16 protein-coding genes and 1 pseudogene are annotated in these 16,759 nt (G+C 69.0%); 7 read left to right on the top strand and 10 right to left on the bottom strand.

Annotation, left to right across the window (positions count from 1 at the left end):
- Positions 1 to 4: 4 nt before the first annotated feature.
- Positions 5 to 907, top strand: a complete 903-nt coding sequence (locus AC1DSA_RS04720) for a hypothetical protein (protein ID WP_477886553.1) — start codon at positions 5 to 7, stop codon at positions 905 to 907.
- Here the strand turns inward: AC1DSA_RS04720 and AC1DSA_RS04725 are convergent, their stop codons facing one another.
- A complete protein-coding gene (locus tag AC1DSA_RS04725) occupies positions 908 to 2,332 on the bottom strand; it encodes an FAD-binding oxidoreductase (RefSeq protein WP_477886555.1) in 1,425 nt (474 codons plus the stop codon).
- 245 nt (positions 2,333 to 2,577) lie between these two features.
- On the opposite strand from AC1DSA_RS04725, the gene AC1DSA_RS04730 reads away from it, so the two are divergent.
- On the top strand, positions 2,578 to 3,138 hold the full coding sequence (locus AC1DSA_RS04730; protein ID WP_477886557.1) for a cob(I)yrinic acid a,c-diamide adenosyltransferase: 561 nt from the start codon (positions 2,578 to 2,580) through the stop codon (positions 3,136 to 3,138).
- Between the two features lie 78 nt (positions 3,139 to 3,216).
- Here the strand turns inward: AC1DSA_RS04730 and AC1DSA_RS04735 are convergent, their stop codons facing one another.
- From AC1DSA_RS04735 to AC1DSA_RS04755, 5 genes and pseudogenes are all read right to left on the bottom strand, one after another.
- Positions 3,217 to 3,639: a hotdog fold thioesterase gene (locus AC1DSA_RS04735; RefSeq protein ID WP_477886559.1), complete on the bottom strand. Its 423-nt coding sequence runs from the start codon at positions 3,637 to 3,639 to the stop codon at positions 3,217 to 3,219.
- A 51-nt stretch (positions 3,640 to 3,690) separates the two neighbouring features.
- Positions 3,691 to 5,027: pseudogene (locus AC1DSA_RS04740) on the bottom strand (solute carrier family 23 protein).
- A gap of 134 nt (positions 5,028 to 5,161) precedes the next feature.
- A complete protein-coding gene (locus AC1DSA_RS04745; protein WP_477886561.1) occupies positions 5,162 to 6,052 on the bottom strand; it encodes an alpha/beta hydrolase in 891 nt (296 codons plus the stop codon).
- A gap of 198 nt (positions 6,053 to 6,250) precedes the next feature.
- Positions 6,251 to 6,853 carry a TetR/AcrR family transcriptional regulator gene (locus AC1DSA_RS04750; RefSeq protein ID WP_477886563.1) on the bottom strand — a complete coding sequence of 201 codons (603 nt, stop codon included), beginning with the start codon at positions 6,851 to 6,853 and terminating at the stop codon, positions 6,251 to 6,253.
- Positions 6,854 to 6,895: 42 nt separating this feature from the next.
- Positions 6,896 to 7,702, bottom strand: a complete 807-nt coding sequence (locus tag AC1DSA_RS04755) for a cyclase family protein (RefSeq protein WP_477886565.1) — start codon at positions 7,700 to 7,702, stop codon at positions 6,896 to 6,898.
- A 48-nt stretch (positions 7,703 to 7,750) separates the two neighbouring features.
- Here AC1DSA_RS04755 and AC1DSA_RS04760 point away from each other — a divergent pair, with 48 nt between their 5' ends.
- Positions 7,751 to 9,754 (top strand): acetoacetate--CoA ligase, encoded by a 2,004-nt coding sequence (locus tag AC1DSA_RS04760; protein ID WP_477886567.1) that lies wholly within the window; start codon positions 7,751 to 7,753, stop codon positions 9,752 to 9,754.
- Between the two features lie 155 nt (positions 9,755 to 9,909).
- Here AC1DSA_RS04760 and AC1DSA_RS04765 read toward each other — a convergent pair whose 3' ends face one another.
- Complete coding sequence (locus AC1DSA_RS04765; protein WP_477886569.1) at positions 9,910 to 10,800, bottom strand: LysR family transcriptional regulator; 891 nt, start codon at positions 10,798 to 10,800, stop codon at positions 9,910 to 9,912.
- Between the two features lie 111 nt (positions 10,801 to 10,911).
- Between AC1DSA_RS04765 and AC1DSA_RS04770 the strand changes: the two genes are divergently transcribed.
- Both AC1DSA_RS04770 and AC1DSA_RS04775 read left to right on the top strand, forming a co-directional pair.
- Positions 10,912 to 12,015, top strand: a complete 1,104-nt coding sequence (locus AC1DSA_RS04770) for a Rieske 2Fe-2S domain-containing protein (protein ID WP_477886571.1) — start codon at positions 10,912 to 10,914, stop codon at positions 12,013 to 12,015.
- Positions 12,012 to 12,791 carry a class II aldolase/adducin family protein gene (locus tag AC1DSA_RS04775; protein ID WP_477886573.1) on the top strand — a complete coding sequence of 260 codons (780 nt, stop codon included), beginning with the start codon at positions 12,012 to 12,014 and terminating at the stop codon, positions 12,789 to 12,791. Before AC1DSA_RS04770 ends, AC1DSA_RS04775 begins: the two co-directional genes overlap by 4 nt.
- Positions 12,792 to 12,883: 92 nt before the next feature.
- Here the strand turns inward: AC1DSA_RS04775 and AC1DSA_RS04780 are convergent, their stop codons facing one another.
- Genes AC1DSA_RS04780 through AC1DSA_RS04790 form a run of 3 tightly spaced genes read right to left on the bottom strand, consistent with a single transcriptional unit; the run spans position 12,884 to position 14,881 of the window.
- Complete coding sequence (locus AC1DSA_RS04780; protein ID WP_477886574.1) at positions 12,884 to 13,810, bottom strand: DMT family transporter; 927 nt, start codon at positions 13,808 to 13,810, stop codon at positions 12,884 to 12,886.
- 46 nt (positions 13,811 to 13,856) lie between these two features.
- Positions 13,857 to 14,348, bottom strand: coding sequence for a MarR family winged helix-turn-helix transcriptional regulator (locus AC1DSA_RS04785; protein ID WP_477886576.1), 492 nt, complete (start codon positions 14,346 to 14,348; stop codon positions 13,857 to 13,859).
- Positions 14,345 to 14,881: a flavin reductase family protein gene (locus AC1DSA_RS04790; RefSeq protein ID WP_477886578.1), complete on the bottom strand. Its 537-nt coding sequence runs from the start codon at positions 14,879 to 14,881 to the stop codon at positions 14,345 to 14,347. The genes AC1DSA_RS04785 and AC1DSA_RS04790 overlap by 4 nt, the downstream gene beginning before the upstream one ends.
- Positions 14,882 to 14,914: 33 nt before the next feature.
- On the opposite strand from AC1DSA_RS04790, the gene AC1DSA_RS04795 reads away from it, so the two are divergent.
- Together AC1DSA_RS04795 and AC1DSA_RS04800 are read left to right on the top strand one after the other, a co-directional pair.
- Entirely contained in the window at positions 14,915 to 15,952 is a 1,038-nt protein-coding gene (locus tag AC1DSA_RS04795; protein ID WP_477886580.1) for a 2,5-dihydroxypyridine 5,6-dioxygenase NicX family protein, read from the top strand.
- Positions 15,949 to 16,737, top strand: a complete 789-nt coding sequence (locus AC1DSA_RS04800; protein ID WP_477886582.1) for an alpha/beta fold hydrolase — start codon at positions 15,949 to 15,951, stop codon at positions 16,735 to 16,737. Before AC1DSA_RS04795 ends, AC1DSA_RS04800 begins: the two co-directional genes overlap by 4 nt.
- Positions 16,738 to 16,759: the final 22 nt, after the last annotated feature.

Here is a 16,759-nt window from a genome sequence, read left to right on the forward strand (position 1 = left end):
TCCGATGAAAGCAGCGTTGGGAGCCCTGGTCCTGCTGGCAGTCACGCAGGTCGCGGAGGCGGAGATGTACCGGTGCCACCAGCCGGATGGCGCCATCACTTTTCGCCAGGAGCCTTGTCCCCTGGCGGAGATGAGCGCGCCCGAGGCCACCGTGCGGGTCCCGGCCGCGCGCGTTCCCGTGGCGGCGCAGGCCGCGCCGCCCGCGGCCGCGCCTGCACCCGCGCCGAAACCGGTGGACCGGCCCGTGAGCGTACCCAGCACCGTCAACCCGGTGGCGCCGGGCGCTTCGCCGGCGGCGATCGATGACGACGTCTACGTGAAACCCACCAAGCGCAAGCGCGATGTGCTGGAGATCTCGGCCCAGTTCGAGCGCTGCCGTGCCGACGCGCCCGGCTTTGCCGAAACCAGCGCGGCGGTCTATGCCGCCTGGACCCGCCGGCATGCCGCCGTCCTCGCCGAATACGACAAGCAGCTCGCCGCCAAGGTGCGGGCCAGCCGGCGCGGGGAGACCACCTTGCCGCTGCGGCTGTGCACGGACGACTGGCTCCGGGCCATCGAACCGCTGACCCGCGTCCCGGATCCGCGCTTCAGCACCGTGGAGAAGACCTGGCAGGTCTTCATGGGCGCCCTCATGACGGGCGACCGCGCAGCGGCGCTGAACTGCCTGGGGGGCAAGGCGGAGGCGCGCTGGCGCCAGCGCACGGAAGCGATGAGCGACGACGACCTGCGCCGGGTTGGCGCGTCGATCCGGGCGCTCAAGGTGCAGTGGGGCGACGACTACGAGAAGGAGGGCCTGGTCGCGGACACGGGCAACCGCGTCATCGGCATCGCCTTCCGCAACATCAACGAGGAATGGAAGATCACCGAACTGGGCGGCGCGCCGGCGGCGGCGCTGCCGGCCCAGTGATCACAGGGAAAAGATCTTCCCCGGGTTCATGATGTTGCGCGGGTCCAGGGCCCGCTTGATCGTGCGCATCATGTCGACCGCGCCGGCGCCGGTTTCGTCCAGCAGGAAGCCCATCTTGTGCAGGCCCACGCCGTGCTCGCCGGTGCAGGTGCCGCCCAGCTGCAGGGCGCGCGACACCAGCTTGTGGTTCAGGTCTTCTGCCACCGCGCGCTCCTTGGGATCGTTCGGGTCCAGCAGGTAGCCGAAGTGGAAGTTGCCGTCGCCCACGTGCCCGACCAGGAAGTAAGGCAGCCCGCTGGCATCGGCTTCCGCCACCGATTCCAGCAGGCAGTCCGCCAGCCGCGAGATCGGCACGCAGGTGTCGGTGGAGATCGCGCGGCAGCCGGGGCGTGACTGCACCGCCGCGAAGTAGGCATTGTGGCGGGCGGTCCAGAGCCGCGTGCGTTCCTCCGGCGTCGCGGCCCATTCGAAGGCCTCGCCGCCATGCTCTGAAGCGATCTCCTGCACGGTCTCGGCCTGCTCCTTCACGGAGGACGGGGAGCCATGGAATTCCATCAGCAGCATGGCCTCTTCGCGCAGGCCCAGCTTGCTGTGGGCGTTGACCATGCGCACCGTGTTCTCGTCGATCAGTTCGACGCGCGCGATCGGCACGCCCAGCTGGATCGTCTGGATGGTGGTGCGAACCGCCGCTTCGATGCTGGGGAACGAACATACCGCCGCGGAGATGGCTTCCGGGATCGGGTACAGCCGCACCGTCACTTCCGTCAGCACGCCCAGCGTGCCTTCGCTGCCCACGAACAGGCGCGTGAGGTCGTAGCCGGCGGCGGATTTCTTGGCACGCGTGCCCGTGCGGATCACTTCCCCACTGGCAGTCACCACTTCGAGCGCCAGCACGTTCTCGCGCATCGTGCCGTAGCGCACGGCGTTGGTCCCGGACGCGCGGGTGGCGCTCATGCCGCCGATGGTCGCGTCGGCCCCGGGGTCGATCGGGAAGAACAGGCCGGTGCTCTTGATCTCCTCGTTGAGCTGCTTGCGCGTCACGCCCGGCTGCACGGTGACCGTGAGGTCTTCCGGGTTCACCGACAGCACCTTGTTCATGCGCCCCACGTCGATGCTGATGCCACCCTGCACGGCCAGCAGGTGGCCTTCGAGCGATGAGCCGACGCCGAAGGGAATCACGGGCACGTCGTGCTGCGCGGCCAGCCGCACGGCATCGGCCACGTCGTTCGTGCTCTCCGCGAATACCACGGCGGCCGGCGGCGGCACCTGGAAAGAGGATTCGTCGCGGCCGTGCTGCTCGCGCACGGCCATGGCGGTGGAGCAGCGCTCGCCGAAACGCGCCTTGAGCGCCTCGATCAGCGCAGCGGGGACGGCGCGCTGCTGGACATCGGGAACCAGGTGCGCGAGGGCGGCGGGTGCGTTCATGCTTTGTCTCCGGGAGCAGGACGCAGTTTAGTCGCCCCAGGACATGGCCGGGCAGGGTGGGGCGAACGACGCGAGTCCGCGCACGTGAAGCGTGAAGACACCGTGGTCGTCGTGGCCCTTTCCCCCCGTAGCACGGCCCCGCTGCTCAGCCGGAGCGCTTGCGAGTGTCCCTTCCCTGAATGGGAAGGGTTGCCCTGGGACCGCAAAGCCGCTTCGCGCACAATCTTCGCAACAGGAGAACCACCATGGGCAAGCGGCTGACCCAGATTGCAACCCGCACGGGGGACGACGGCACCACCGGGCTCGGGGACAACACGCGCGTCTCCAAGGGCCACCTGCGGGTGCACGCCATGGGCGACATCGACGAACTGAACTCGCACATCGGCCTGCTGCTGTGCGAGCAGCTGCCGGACGCCGCGCGAGAACTGCTGGTGGAGATCCAGCACCAGTTGTTCAACCTCGGCGGCGAACTCTCCATCCCCGGTTTCGAACTGCTCAAGGCGGACGCGGTGATCGCGCTCGACGAGGCGCTCGCGCACTACAACGGCCAGTTGCCCAAGCTGGAAGAGTTCATCCTGCCGGCGGGCAACCGCGCGGCGGCGCAGGCGCATGTCTGCCGCACGGTCGCGCGGCGCGCCGAGCGCGCGGTGGTGGCGCTGGACGCGGAGGAGACCTTGCGCGAAGCCCCGCGCCAGTACCTCAACCGGCTTTCCGACCTGATGTTCGTGCTGGCGCGCGTGTTCAACCGCATGAACGGCGGCGACGACGTGTACTGGAAAAGCGAGCGGCTGGCGCGGAATTCGTAGGCTGGCGGTGAGCGCGCAGCCGAACCCCAGCGCTTGCGCGCATCGCTGGGGTTCCTGCGTCACCCCAGCCTACCGGGCCTACCGTGGCGCCAGCACCGCCATCGTGATGCGGGAGACGCAGGTCAGCTCGCCCGCGTCGTTGTGCAGCTCGATCGCCCACACCTGCGTGCTGCGGCCGACGTGGACCGGCGTGGTCTTGCCGGTCACCCAGCCCGAGGTGGCGGCACGGATGTGATTGGCATTGATGTCCAGGCCCACCACGCGGTGGCCGGGCGGCGCGCAGTAGATCGCGCCGCAGGAGCCCAGGGTCTCCGCCAGCACCACGCTGACGCCGCCGTGCAGCAGCCCGTACGGTTGCCGCGTGCGATGGTCGACCGGGACCCGCGCCCGGATGAAATCGTCACCGACCTCGATGAACTCGAGGCCCAGGTGCTCCGGGGCGGTGTCCTTGTGGCTCGCGGTGAGCGCTGCGATCGAGATGGGGCGGGTCCAGATGGCCATGCGGGGACGATACCCCAGAAAAGCGCCCCGGCTCGACGGCCCTCCTGCGGCTCAGCGCGTGGGGGTCTCCACGTTCGGCGCATCCGCCACCGACACGCCCCGCGAGCTGCTGCGGTTCAGCAGCGCGTAGAGCAGCACCGCGCCGAAGGTGGCGGTGCCGATGCCACCGAGCGCGAAGGCGCCGAACTTGAGCGTGAAGTCGCCGGTGCCCAGCACCAGGGTGATGGCGGCGACGATCAGGTTCTTGTTCTGCGAGAAGTCCACGCGGTTGTCGACCCAGATCTTGGCGCCAGCGACCGCGATCAGGCCGAACACCACGATCGACACGCCGCCCATCACCGGCAGCGGGATCGCCTGGATCACGGCGCCGAACTTGGGCGAGAAGCCGAGGACCACCGCGACGAGCGCGGCGAACAGGAAGACGGCGGTCGAATAGATCTTGGTCGCGGCCATCACGCCGATGTTCTCGGCGTAGGTCGTCACACCGGTGCCGCCGGCGAAGCCGCTCACCACGGTGGCGACGCCGTCGCCCAGGAAGGCGCGGCCCATGTACTGGTCCAGGTTGCGGCCCGTCATCGCGGTGACGGCCTTGATGTGGCCCAGGTTCTCCGCGACCAGGATGATCGCGACCGGTGCGATCAGCAGCATGGCCGGCCCGCTGAACACCGGGGCCGAGAAATTCGGCGCGCCCAGCCAGGCAGCGTTGGCGACGCCGGAGAAGTCGATCGGCTTGCCCAGCCCCATGCCGTTGGTGAGGATGCCGTAGACGATGCTGGCGAGCAGCAGGCCCACCAGGATCAGCAGCCGCTGCACCATGCCGCGCGTGAGCACGGCGACCAGCCCGACGCACACGAACGTGACGGCCTGCATCCAGCTGTCGAAGTTGTTGGCCGCCATGTTCTTCACCGGGATGCCAGCGAGGTTCAGGCCGATCACCGCGACCACCGAGCCGGTCACCACGGGCGGCATGAAGCGCTCGATCCATCCCGTGCCCACCGCGTGCACCAGCGCGCCGATCAGCGCGTAGACGACGCCGCAGGCGATGATGCCGCCCAGCGCCACCCCGATGTGGTGTTGGCGCCCTTGCCCGCATAGGCAGTGGCCGCGATCACCACGCCGATGAAGGCGAAGCTGGAGCCCAGGTAGCTGGGCACCTTGCCGCCGGTGATGGCGAAGAACAGCAGCGTGCCGATGCCGCTCATGAGGATGGCGATGTTGGGATCGAAGCCCATGAGGATGGGCGCCAGCACCGTGGCCCCGAACATCGCGATCACGTGCTGCACGCCCATGACGGCGGTCTGCGGCCAGGGCAGGCGTTCATCGGGCGCGATCACGCCCCCTTGTTGCAGCACCGAGGCCGGCCGCTCCGTCCAGTCGAACATTCCCATCTCTCGCCCTCCTTGAAGTCGAGCGATGCTAGGTGCAATGTTCGTGCCGCGCAAGGCGCGCGCCCGTGCGCACGGAACGCGGACTTCGCGCAAGCCAGTCCCTCGCTGGCGGGGCGAATTCCTCGAGGCCGACCTCAGTGCGAGGCGAACACCGCGACCTGTGCGAGCACGCGCGGCTCCTTGAGCAGGCGGCGATGGCCCAGGCCCTCGGTCGCGACCAGCTGCGCGCCCTGGATGGCATGCGCATAGGCCTGGCCGTCGGCGAAGGCGTTGATGCGGTCCTCGCGGTCGTGCACCACCAGGGTCGGCACGGAGATGCGCGGCGACACCGCGCGCGCCTCGAAGTGCTGCATCAGCACGCCCTCGCTCGCCTCGATGCGCCGCTGCATGCCGGCGCGCGTGGCCTCGCTCAGGCCGAACACCTGGGCGAAGTAGCGGGTGTAGGCGCGCGGCGAGGCCGGCGGCGCCAGCAGCACCAGCTTGTCGATGGCCAGGCCGCGGCTCGTGGCATAGGCCGCCGCGTTGGCGCCCAGCGAATGGCCCGCCAGCAGGCCGACGCGATGGCCTTCCTGCTGTAGGCGCCCGATCGCGTAGTCGATGGCGCGCGCGAACTGCGGCAGGTTGCTCCAGCTGCCGCGGCTGCGGCCGTGTGCGGGCATCTCCAGCAGCACCGGCCGATACCCTTGCTGCGCCAGGGTGTCCGCCAGCTGCAGCATTTGCCGTGCATGCCCGCCCCAGCCGTGCACCAGCAGCGCGACCGGTCCATGCGGCGCGGCGGGCTGCGCATGGAGCGTGAGCTCCGCCTGCTCGAACGGCCAGTGGGTGATCTGCCAGGACGCGTCCCAGGCGCCCTTGCGCTGCAGCCACTTCGGCGGCAGCGGAGTGGCGAACAGGCGCGCGGCGGCGCGCACCGCGAGGGCCGGCCACACTTTCTGCGAGGCGCCGAGCAGGGCGCGGAACAGGCGCAGGCCCGTGCTGCCCTGGTAGTAACCGGCGGTGGCATCCACCGCGCTGCGGGTGTTCATCACGCGCTCCTTCAGAAGAAGATGAAGTCGAGGTTGCTGCGCGGCAGCTTGCGCACGACCTGCACGGCCGAATGCACGATGCGCCAGCCGCCATAGAGGGCGGCGAGGGTGAGGAGGGCCAGCATGATCTTTCCTTTCTTCGCACAGTCGTGCGAAATGTGGACAGGGAAGGGCGACGGGACGGTTCCGGATCGGATGTCAGCGTTGGTAGGTCTTCACCAGCCGCTCCCAGGTGCGCTGCGCGCGCTCGGGGGCGCGGCTGTCGCGCAGGAAGCGGATGTCGTGCAGCAGGCCCATGGCGAGACCGTAGATCTCGCCCACCAGTTGCTCGGGGTCGGTATCGGCCTTCAGGTGCCCGGCGTCGATCGCCTGCAGCACGCTGCGGCGCAGCGCCGCGCGCCAGCGCGTCACCTCACCCAACAGGAAATCGCGCAGCGCGCCCTCGCGGTCGTCCAGCTCGAAGGCGCCGGCGGTGAAGATGCAGCCCTGCTTCGCTTCGACGTCGCGCGTGCGCAGGATCCACCGGCGCACGATCTCGTTCAGGCGCGGCAGGCCCTTGGGCTGCTGCATGGCCGGCAGGAACACATCGGCGATGAAGCGGCGGCCGAACTCCTCGATCACCGCGGTCTGCAGCGCCTCGCGCGAGCCGACGCGGGAGAACACGCCGCTCTTGGACAGGCCGATGCGGTCGGCCACCGCCTGCAGCGTGATCGACTCCAGGCCCTCGGCCGCGGCCAGGTCCAGCGCCGCGCCGACGATGGCGGCGCGGGTCAGTTCGCTTTTCTGGGTGCGGGCGTCCATGGCGTGCAGAATAGCACGCCCGTGCGAAATTGCAAATCCACGTCAGCGGGAGACCATCAGCGCGTCGTCGAAGATTGCGACTGCCCGCGTCCACCCGGCCGACGCGCCGCGGATCTTGTGCGGAAAGCAGCTGATGTAGAAGCCGTCGGCCGGCAGCGCTTCCAGGTTGTGCAGCTTCTCCAGGTGGCAGTAGCCGATGTCGCGGCCGGCCTTGTGGCCTTCCCAGATCAGCGCGGCGTCGTGGCTCGCGCCGTACTTCTGCGCGGTGTGCACGAAGGGCGCGTCCCAGCTCCAGGCGTCGGTGCCGGTCAGCCGCACGCCTCGCTCCAGCAGATACATGGTCGCCTCGTAGCCCATGCCGCAGCCGGAAGCCACGTAATCCGGTTGCCCGTAGCGGGAGCCGGCCCGCGTGTTGACGACCACGATCTCCAGCGGCTGCAGCGCGTGGCCGATGCGCTGCAGTTCGTCCTCCACGTCGTGCGCGGTGACCACGTAGCCGTCTACGAAGTGGCGGAAGTCGAGCTTCACCGCGGGCTGGAAGCACCATTCCAGCGGCACCTCATCGATCGCGATCGCCCGTTCCTTTTCCCCCAGCTTGCGGTTCATGGTGGAGTGGAAATGGTAGGGCGCATCCAGGTGCGTGCCGTTGTGCGTGGACAGGCTCACCCGCTCCACGGCCCAGCCCTCGCCATCGGGCAGGTCCTCCTTGCGCAGCCCGGGGAAGAACGGGGCGATCTGCGAAAAGGTGTTCTCGTGCGTGAAGTACTCGATCTTCGGCGCGAACGCCGGCGGGTCCGACAGCACGTCGTTCTCGAGGTAGATGGACAGGTCGACGAACTTCCTGGGCATGGGGAAACCTCCTTTGGCCGGCACTGGGGCCGATGCTAATCTGCCCGCATGAGCGCCGCACCGTACGTTCCCCGGATCCGCCGATACCAGGACTGGCTGCGCGACACGCGCGGCCTGTCCTTCGACACCTACCAGGCCCTGTGGGAATGGTCGGTGCGCGACCTGCAGGCGTTCTGGCAAAGCCTCTGGGACTACTTCGAGCTGCAGTCGCCGACGCCACACCGCCAAGTCCTTTCGGCCGACCGCATGCCCGGCGCGAAGTGGTTCGAGGGCGCCCAGTTCAACTACGCGCGGCAGGTGCTGCGCCACGTGCGGCCGGCGCATGCCGCGGGCTTTCCCGCAGTCATCAGCCGCAACGAGAAGGGCGAGCAGCACGAGCTCTCGTGGCCCGAACTGCAGCGGCAGGTCGCCTCGCTGGCATTGCACCTGCGCTCGCAGGGCCTGCAGCCCGGCGACCGCGTGGCGGCCTACCTGCCCAACATCCCGGAGGCGATGATCGCCTTCCTTGCCGTCGTGAGCCTGGGCGGTGTGTGGAGCATCTGCGCGCCCGACATGGGGACCAACGCGGTGCTCGACCGCTTCCAGCAGATCGCGCCGAAGATGCTGATCGCCTGCGACGGCGTCAGCTACGGCGGACGCGACTTCGACCGCACCGGCGTGGTGGCGGAACTGCAGGCCGCGCTGCCTTCGGTGCGGCACGTGCTGATCCACCGCAACCTGGGCATCGACACCGGGCAGCTGCCGGCATTCACCGACTTGACCGATGCGCTGGCACGCAGCGGCCCCGAGGTCGACGCCTTCGAGCCGCTGTGGCTGCCCTTCGACCATCCGCTGTGGATCGTCTATTCCAGCGGCACCACCGGCCTGCCGAAACCGATCGTGCACGGTCACGGCGGGATCACGCTGGTGATGATGGGCGCGGGCGCGCTGCACAACGACGTGGGCTGCAGCTACGACCCCAACAGCTGGGGCGAGCGCTACCACTGGTACAGCTCCACCGGCTGGGTGATGTGGAACGCGCAGCTGGCGGGGCTGCTCTCCGGCACCACCTGCTGCATTTACGACGGCAATCCCGGGGGCAGCAAGGACAAGCCCGACTGGGGCGTGCTGTGGCGCTTTGCCTCCGAGCTGGGCGTCACCTTCTTCGGCGCCGGCGCCGCCTTCTTCGCCAACTGCCTGAAGGCCGGCGTCGACCTGTCTCAGTACCCGGGACTGAAGACGGTGCGCGCGCTCGGCACGACGGGCTCGCCGCTGTCGGAAGAAGCGCAGCGCTGGGGCACGCGCGAATTCCAGAAGCTGGGCGTGCCCGACATCTGGTGGTGCAACATCTCCGGCGGAACCGACTTCGCCGGCGCCTTCATCGGCGGCAATCGCGAATTGCCGCAGGTGCCGGGCCAGATGCAGTGCCGCGAACTGGGCTGCGCGGTCGAGGCGTGGAACGAACACGGCGAGCCGGTGATCGGCGAAGTGGGCGAGCTGGTGTGCACCCGGCCCATTCCCTCGATGCCGATCGGCTTCTGGAACGATCCCGGCAACCAGCGCTATCTGTCGAGCTATTTCGACATGTACCCCGGTGTCTGGCGCCACGGCGACTGGCTCAGGATCGGGACCGACGGCGGCTGCGTCATCTACGGCCGCAGCGACGCGACCATCAACCGCCACGGCCTGCGCATGGGCACCAGCGAGCTGTACAGCGCGGTCGAAGCCCTGCCCGAGGTGATGGACTCGATGGTGGTGGACCTCGAGTTCCTGGGCCGCGAGAGCTACATGCCGCTGTTCGTGGTGCTGCGCCCAGGCATCGCGCTGGACGATGCGATGAAGGCCAAACTCGCCGGCGCCATCCGCACCGCGCTCAGCCCGCGTTTCGTGCCCGACGAAATCCTGCAGGTGCCGGAGATTCCACGCACGCTGTCCGGCAAGAAACAGGAACTGCCGATCAAGAAGCTGCTGCTGGGTCACCCGATCGAGAAGGTGGTCAACCGCGACGCGATGGCCAACCCGCATTGCCTGGACTGGTATGTCGCCTTCGCGAAGGAGCGCGCGGCGTCGTAACTGGCCGGCGGGCCGAATGGGTCGCAGGCTGGCGGTGAGCCCGGAGGCGAACCCCAGCGATGCGCCAAGCGCTCTTCCAGATGATTCGCTGGGGTTCGGCCTGCGGCGCTCACCTCCAGCCTACAACTCCGGCGTGTGGCGCTCAGGACGCCAGCCTACAAGCTCCCTTGCGCTTCCAGTTCCAGCAGGTCCAGGAAGGCGCGCACCTTGGCGGGCACCAGCCTGCGTCCCGGCAGCAGCGCGTGGATGCGCAGCGGCGTGCAGCTCCAGGCGGGCAGCAGCTGCACCAGCCTGCCTTGCGCCAGCGCGTCGGCGCAGAACGTGGACGTGATGCGGGCGACACCGATGCCCGCCATCGCCGCTTTCAGGCGAACCTCCGCGTTGCCGCTGCGCAGGCGCGGATTGCGCACTTCCACCTCCGCCGTGCTGCCGTCGGCATGCGTGAAGGTCCAGCCCTGTTCGTCACCGCCGCCCAGCAGGGGCAGGGCATTCAGTTCCTCGGGATGCGCGGGCGGCGCATGCCCGGCCAGCAGCTGCGGCGAAGCGAACAGCCCGCGCTCCAGCGAGTACACCCGGCGCGTGACGACGGTGGACGGCGCGAAGCTTTGCTCGATCGAAGAGAACACCAGGTCGTAGTTGCGCTCGAACAGCGCCACCCGCGCGTGCTCGACGTCGATATGCACCTTCAGTGCCGGATGCTCCTGCATCAGGCGACAGGCGACCGAGGCCAGGTGGTGTGCGCCGAACTCGTAGGGCGCCGCGACCCGCAGCGTGCCCTGCACGGTCCCGCCCTGGGCCAGCGCCTCCACCGCGCGCTCGCGCAACTGGGCGAAAGGCTTGGAGATATCGCGGTAGAGCGACTCTCCCGCCTCGGTGAGCCGCAGCTGCCGCGTGGTGCGCTCGAGCAGGCGTGTGCCCAACTGCGTCTCCAGCCGCGACACCGAAGCGCTCAGGCTGGACTTCGGGCGATCGAGCACCCGGGCCGCGGCGGTGAAGCCGCCGTGGTCCACCACCTGGCAAAAAGCGTCGAAGTCGTCCCAGTTCATTGTTCAGGATTCGGAACACAGCGGCCATGCCGCACCATTGATCCGCATCAAGGCACTTCCTACGATTGTCACATCCCCAACCGTGCGGGCGCCTGCCCGCTGGAGAACCCCATGTTCCTGAAGAATTGCTGGTACGTCGCTGCCTGGGACCACGAACTCATCGATGGCAGGATGCTGCCGCGGACCCTCCTGGAAGAGGCCGTGCTGCTCTACAAGAGCGAGTCCGGCAAGGTCGTGGCCTTGCAGGACCGCTGCTGCCACCGCGGCGTGCCGCTGCACCTGGGCCGGCGCGAAGGCGACTGCGTCCGCTGCATGTACCACGGCCTCAAGTTCGATCCCACCGGCAAGTGCATCCAGATCCCCGGGCAGGAAGTGATTCCGCCCAAGCTGGGCGTGAAGAGTTATCCGGTGGTCGAGAAGGACCATCTCGTGTGGATCTGGATGGGCGATCCGGCCTTGGCCGATCCCGCCGACATCATCGACTTCCCCTACCTGCGCGACCCGCAGTGGAAGGGCATTCCCGACTACATGCACTACGACGCCAACTGGCTGCTGATCGTCGACAACCTGTCCGACTTCGCGCACCTGGCCTTCGTGCACACCAAGACCCTGGGCGGCTCCGAGGAGTACGCCTACGTCACCAAGCCGGTGACGGTCGAGCGGCTGCCGCGCGGATTCCGCGTCGAGCGCTGGCACATGGACGCCGCGCCGCCGCCGTTCCACCGCAAGGTGCTGCCGGCCGCGGAGAAGGACCGGCACGTGGACCGCCGCAACATCGGCCACATGCACATCCCCGGCATCTTCTTCCTGGAGTCGATGTTCTCGCCGGCCGGCAGCGGCTCGGAGAAGGGCAACCGCGAAGGCACGCGCGAGTACCGCAACTGCCAGTTCATGACGCCGGAGACGCGCCGCACCACGCACTTCTTCTGGACCTACCTGAACAACTGGGAGGGCGACGACGTCAACATCTCGCGCTCGCTGCAGCAAAGCCTGATCGAGGGCTTCATGGAAGACAAGCACCTGATCGAGGCGCAGCAAGTCGTGATCGACAGCGACCCCAGCTTCGAACTGCAGGCCATCGCCTCGGACGCGGCGCTGTCCCACTTCCGCATGACATTCGCCAAGCTCGTCGCGCAGGAGCAGGCGGAGCTCGCCACCCAGCAGGCAGCGGCGCCCGCGATTGCGCGCAAGCCACACCAGATCGGCATGGCGTGAACGCGGCGCCCGGGGAAGAGTTCCAGAAGCGTCGGCCCGCCGCCATGCCGACGGCCGAGTGGCAGCTGCGCTGCGAGCTCGCCGCGGCCTACCGGCTGTTCGCGCAGCTGGGCTGGCACGAACTGATCTACAACCACCTGACCGTGCGCGTGCCGGACACGGACCACTTCCTGATCAATCCCTTCGGCCTGATGTACCGGGAGATCACGGCCAGCAAGCTGGTGAAGATCGACCTGGACGGCCGCAAGGTGGAGCCGAGCGCGTGGGACGTGAACCCCGCCGGCATCATCGTGCACAGCGCCGTGCACGCGGCGCGCGCCGATGCGCACTGCGTGATGCACACGCACACCACGGCGGGGCAGGTCGTGGCCTGCCAGGCGGACGGGCTGCTGCCCTTGAGCTTCAACGCGATGTTCTATGCGGGCCGCGTGGCGTACCACGACTTCGAAGGCATCACGCTGGACCGCGAGGAGTGCCGGCGGCTGGCGGCCGACCTGGGCGACCGCAACGTGATGATCCTGCGCAACCACGGCCTGCTGGTGTGCGGTCACACGGTCGGCGACGCGTTTGCCGAGCACTACATGCTGCAGCGCGCCTGCGAGGTGCAGGTGGCGGCGCAGGCCACCGGTGCGCGGCTGCTGCAGCCGCGCGACGAGATCGCGCAGCGTGCTTCCGCGCAATACGACGCCACCGCGCGCAAGGGCGACCAGAACACGCTGCTGTGGCAGGCGATGCTGCGCTGGGCCTGGGACCTCGATCCGCGGTTTGCATCTTGAGCATTCCGGTGGCGGTGACGGCAAGAGCCGTAGGCTGGCGGTGAGCGTCAGCGAACCCCAGCATTGTCGGCGCGCAAGCTGGAGTTCCTACGTCACCCCAGCCTACGATCGTTCGGGCCCACGCCCGTCCTCTTGCGATTCACCAGCACGATGCCCGCCGCCACCGCGGTGAGTGCGACCAGCAGTTGCAGCGTGAGCTTTTCGTCGAGCAGCAGCACGCCGAACAGCAGCGCGAACAGCGGCGCCAGGAAGGTGAAGGAGGACAGCTGTGTCGCGGGGTAGTGCCGCAGCATCCACATCCACGCGAGGTAGCTGGCGAAGGCGCCGATCACGGTTTGGAGTGCGATCGACAGCCAGGCATGGCCGGAGTAATGCAGCGACCAGGTTTCGCCCAGCGCCAGCGACAGCAGCGGTGCGGCCGCGGCCGTCACCGCCACCTGGTAGAACAGCGTCTTCTCCGCGCTGGCACTCGCCATCTTCGAGCCGCGGATCACCAGCGTGGTCAGTCCCCACAGCAGGCCGGCGCACAGGGCCAGCGCGTCGCCGCGCAGCTGCCGGGGCGTGCTGCGGCCGGTGAAGCCTTCGCTGAAGGCCAGCGCCACCGCCGCAAAGGCGATGGTGAGCCCGAGCCATTGCGCGGGGCGCAGCTTCTCCGAAGGGACGATGCGCGGCAGCAGCAGCGCGACCACGAAGGGCGAGGTGTAGAGGAACACGGTCAGGCGCGATGCCGCCGTGTCGCGCAGCCCCAGGTAGATGCAGGTGAACTCGCCGGCGAACAGGGCGCCCGCGAGCAGCCCGGCGGGCAGGGTGCCGTCCCGCTCGAACAGCCGGATGCCGCGCGCCGCGCACCACGCCCCCAGCAGCACCGTGGCGCCGGCGAAACGGATCGCGGCCTGCCACAGCGGCGGCACTTCGCCGACGGTGGACTTGATCAGGATCTGCTGGAAGCCCCAGAACAGGCAGCACGCGAGGAGCAGGGCGACGGCGAGGGCGTCGAGGTTTTCTTTTCGTTCGCGCATCGCGCGATGGTAGCCAACGCGGGCTGTTTCTCTGCCGCGCAGGCTCCTAGCCCCGCGCGAGCTTGGCCAGCAGCTTCTTCAGCGCCGCCTGCTCCGGGACGGCGAGCGCACGCAGCATTTCGCATTCATGTGCGCGCGCCTTCTCCAGCAGCGGTCTCACCAGCCGCTTGCCGCTGGCGCTGGCGGTGACCATCGTGCGGCGCTGGTCGGCGGGATCGGCCAGCAGCGTCACCCATCCCTGGTCCGCCATGCGCTGCACGAGTTTGGTCACGGTGGGCTGCTTGGACAGCACCTCGTGCGCCAGCTGGCTGATGGTGAGCGGCGCCGAATCGTGCAGCGTGGCCAGAACGCGCCATTCGATGGAGCTGAGGCCGGCGGCGCGCACGTGGCTGTCGAAATCCTTGTACAGCGCATGGTTCGCCTGCCCGAGCAGGTAGCCCAGGTAGCCGTCGACGAAGCGCTCGCCGCCGGACGTCAGGAGGCCACCGACCGGCTTGCGCAGGGGTCGGGCGCCTTCGGACGACCGTGCGGCGCTCACAGCGGATGCTCCGTGTAGTAGCGGCCGCCGTGGAACAGCAGCGGCGACGCGCCGGTGCGGTGCGCGCAGCGCTCCACCTCGCCCACGAAGATGACGTGGTCGCCTTCCTCGTAGCGGCTGCGGTTGAAGCACTCGAAGGTGGCTGCCGCGCCGTGCAGCAGCGGCGCGCCGCCCAGGCCTTCGTCGAAGGTGACGCCGCTCCAGCGGTCGGCGCCCTTGGTGGCAAAGCGTTCGGCCAGCGGCATCTGGTCGGCCGCCAGCACGTTGATCGCGTAATGCGAGCCGGCGCTGAACGCCGGCATGGACGCGGCCGCCCGCGACAGGCTCCACAGCACCAGCGGCGGCGTGAGCGACACCGAGTTGAAGGAGTTGGCCGTGAGCCCGACCACCTTGCCGTCGGCGGTGCGGGCGGTGACGATGGTCACCCCGGTGGCGAACATGCCCAGCGCCGACCGGAATTCCTGGGGCGAGAAGCTCGGCGGCTGGGCCTGGCGCGGCGGGTTCATCGGGGGCTCGATTGCATGAATTTTCATGTATTATGAAACAACACCGGACGGCGCACCGACATGCTGCAGGAAACCATTGAACCCGCGTGGCTGGAGGCTTTCGACGCCGTGCTGGGCCGCTGCGCCCTGCAGCCCGGCGACACCGTCGCCGTCCTGAGCGAATCCCAGAGCCGTCCCATCCTGCCCGAACTCGCGCGCCTGGCGGCCGCCCGGCGCGGCGCACAGGTGTTCAGCATCCTGCTGCCCAGCGTGTTCGGTTCCGGGATGCCGGTTGCGCGTTCCACCGGCGCCTCGCCAGTCCTGCGGCAAATCGATCCGGTGGTGTCCGCGCTGGCCGCCAGCACGCTGGTGGTGGACTGCACCGTCGAAGGCCTGATGCATGCGCCGGAACTGCCCACGATCCTCAAGGGCGGGGCGCGCGTCCTGTACGTGAGCAACGAACATCCCGAAGCGCTCGCGCGCCTGGTGCCGGACGCGGCGCTGGAGCCGCTGGTCAAGGAGCACGTCAAGCGGCTGCGCGCCACCCGGGAGATGCGCGTCACCTCGCCTGCCGGCACCGACCTCACGGTCTCCCTGCAGGGCGCGGTGTGCGGCGGCAACTGGGGCTACAGCACGCGACCGGGCACCATGACCCACTGGCCGGGCGGGCTGGCGCTGGCCTTCCCGGCGGCGGGCAGCGTCGACGGCACGCTGGTGCTGGCCGAGGGCGACGTCAACCTCACCTTCAAGCGCTACTTGGAAAAGCCGGTGACGCTGCGCATCGAGCGCGACTACGTCACGCGCATCGACGGCACCGGAGTCGACGCCGACCTGATGCGCAGCTACATCGCGGCCTGGGGCGACCGTGAAGCTTATGCCGTGAGCCACGTGGGCTATGGCCTCAACAAGGCCGCGCGCTGGGACAGCATGGCGCTGTACGACAAGCGCGACTTCAACGGCACCGAGCTGCGCGCCTTCGCCGGCAATTTCCTCTACAGCACGGGCGCCAACGAAGTCGCGGGACGGCACACCCTGGGCCACTTCGACCTGCCGCTGCGCCACTGCACCATCCGCCTCGACGGCGCCACCGTCGTGGAGGCGGGGCAGCTCCTGGCATGACGTCCGTTCCCGCGTTCACCACGCTCGGCGGCGGACCCACCGTACTGATGCTGCATGGCATCGGCGGCGGCCACCTCGCCTTCGCGCCGCAAGTGGAGACGCTGGCCACGGCCGGCTACCGCGCCGTCGCCTGGGACATGCCCGGCTACGGCCACAGCGCGCCGATCGAGCCCTACACCTTCAAGGGGCTGGCGCAAAGCTGCATCCAGCTGATCGAAAGCCTCAAGTGCGAGCAGGTGATCCTGCTCGGGCACAGCATGGGCGGCATGGTCGCGCAGGAAGTGGTGGCACGCAGGCCCGACCTGGTCAAGCGGCTCGTGCTGTGCGGCACCTCGCCGGCCTTCGGCAAGCCCGATGGCGACTGGCAGCGCGAGTTCATCGCGCAGCGCACGGCGCCCCTGGACGCGGGCCAGAGCATGGTGGACCTCGCCCAGACGCTGGTGCCGCAGATGGTGGGGCCCGGGTCGTTGCCGGAGGGCGTGCGGCTGGCCACGCACTGCATGGGCCTGGTGCCTGCCGCCACCTACCGCCGGGCCCTGGAGTGCATCGTCACCTTCGACCGGCGCGCCAACTTGCCGAACATCCTGGTGCCCACGCTGCTGATCGCCGGCGAGCACGACCGCAACGCGCCGCCGGCCGTGATGAAGAAGATGGCCGATGCGATCGCGCACAGCACCTTCATCGAGATGAAGGGCGTGGGCCACCTGCTGAACCTCGAAGCCCCCGACGACTTCGACGCCCTGCTGCTCAACTTCCTCGACCTGCCCGAACCGCTGCTGCACTGAGCGGCCCACCCAAGGAGACGCC

The sequence above is a fragment of the Ramlibacter sp. P4_H7 genome, assembly GCF_056400765.1.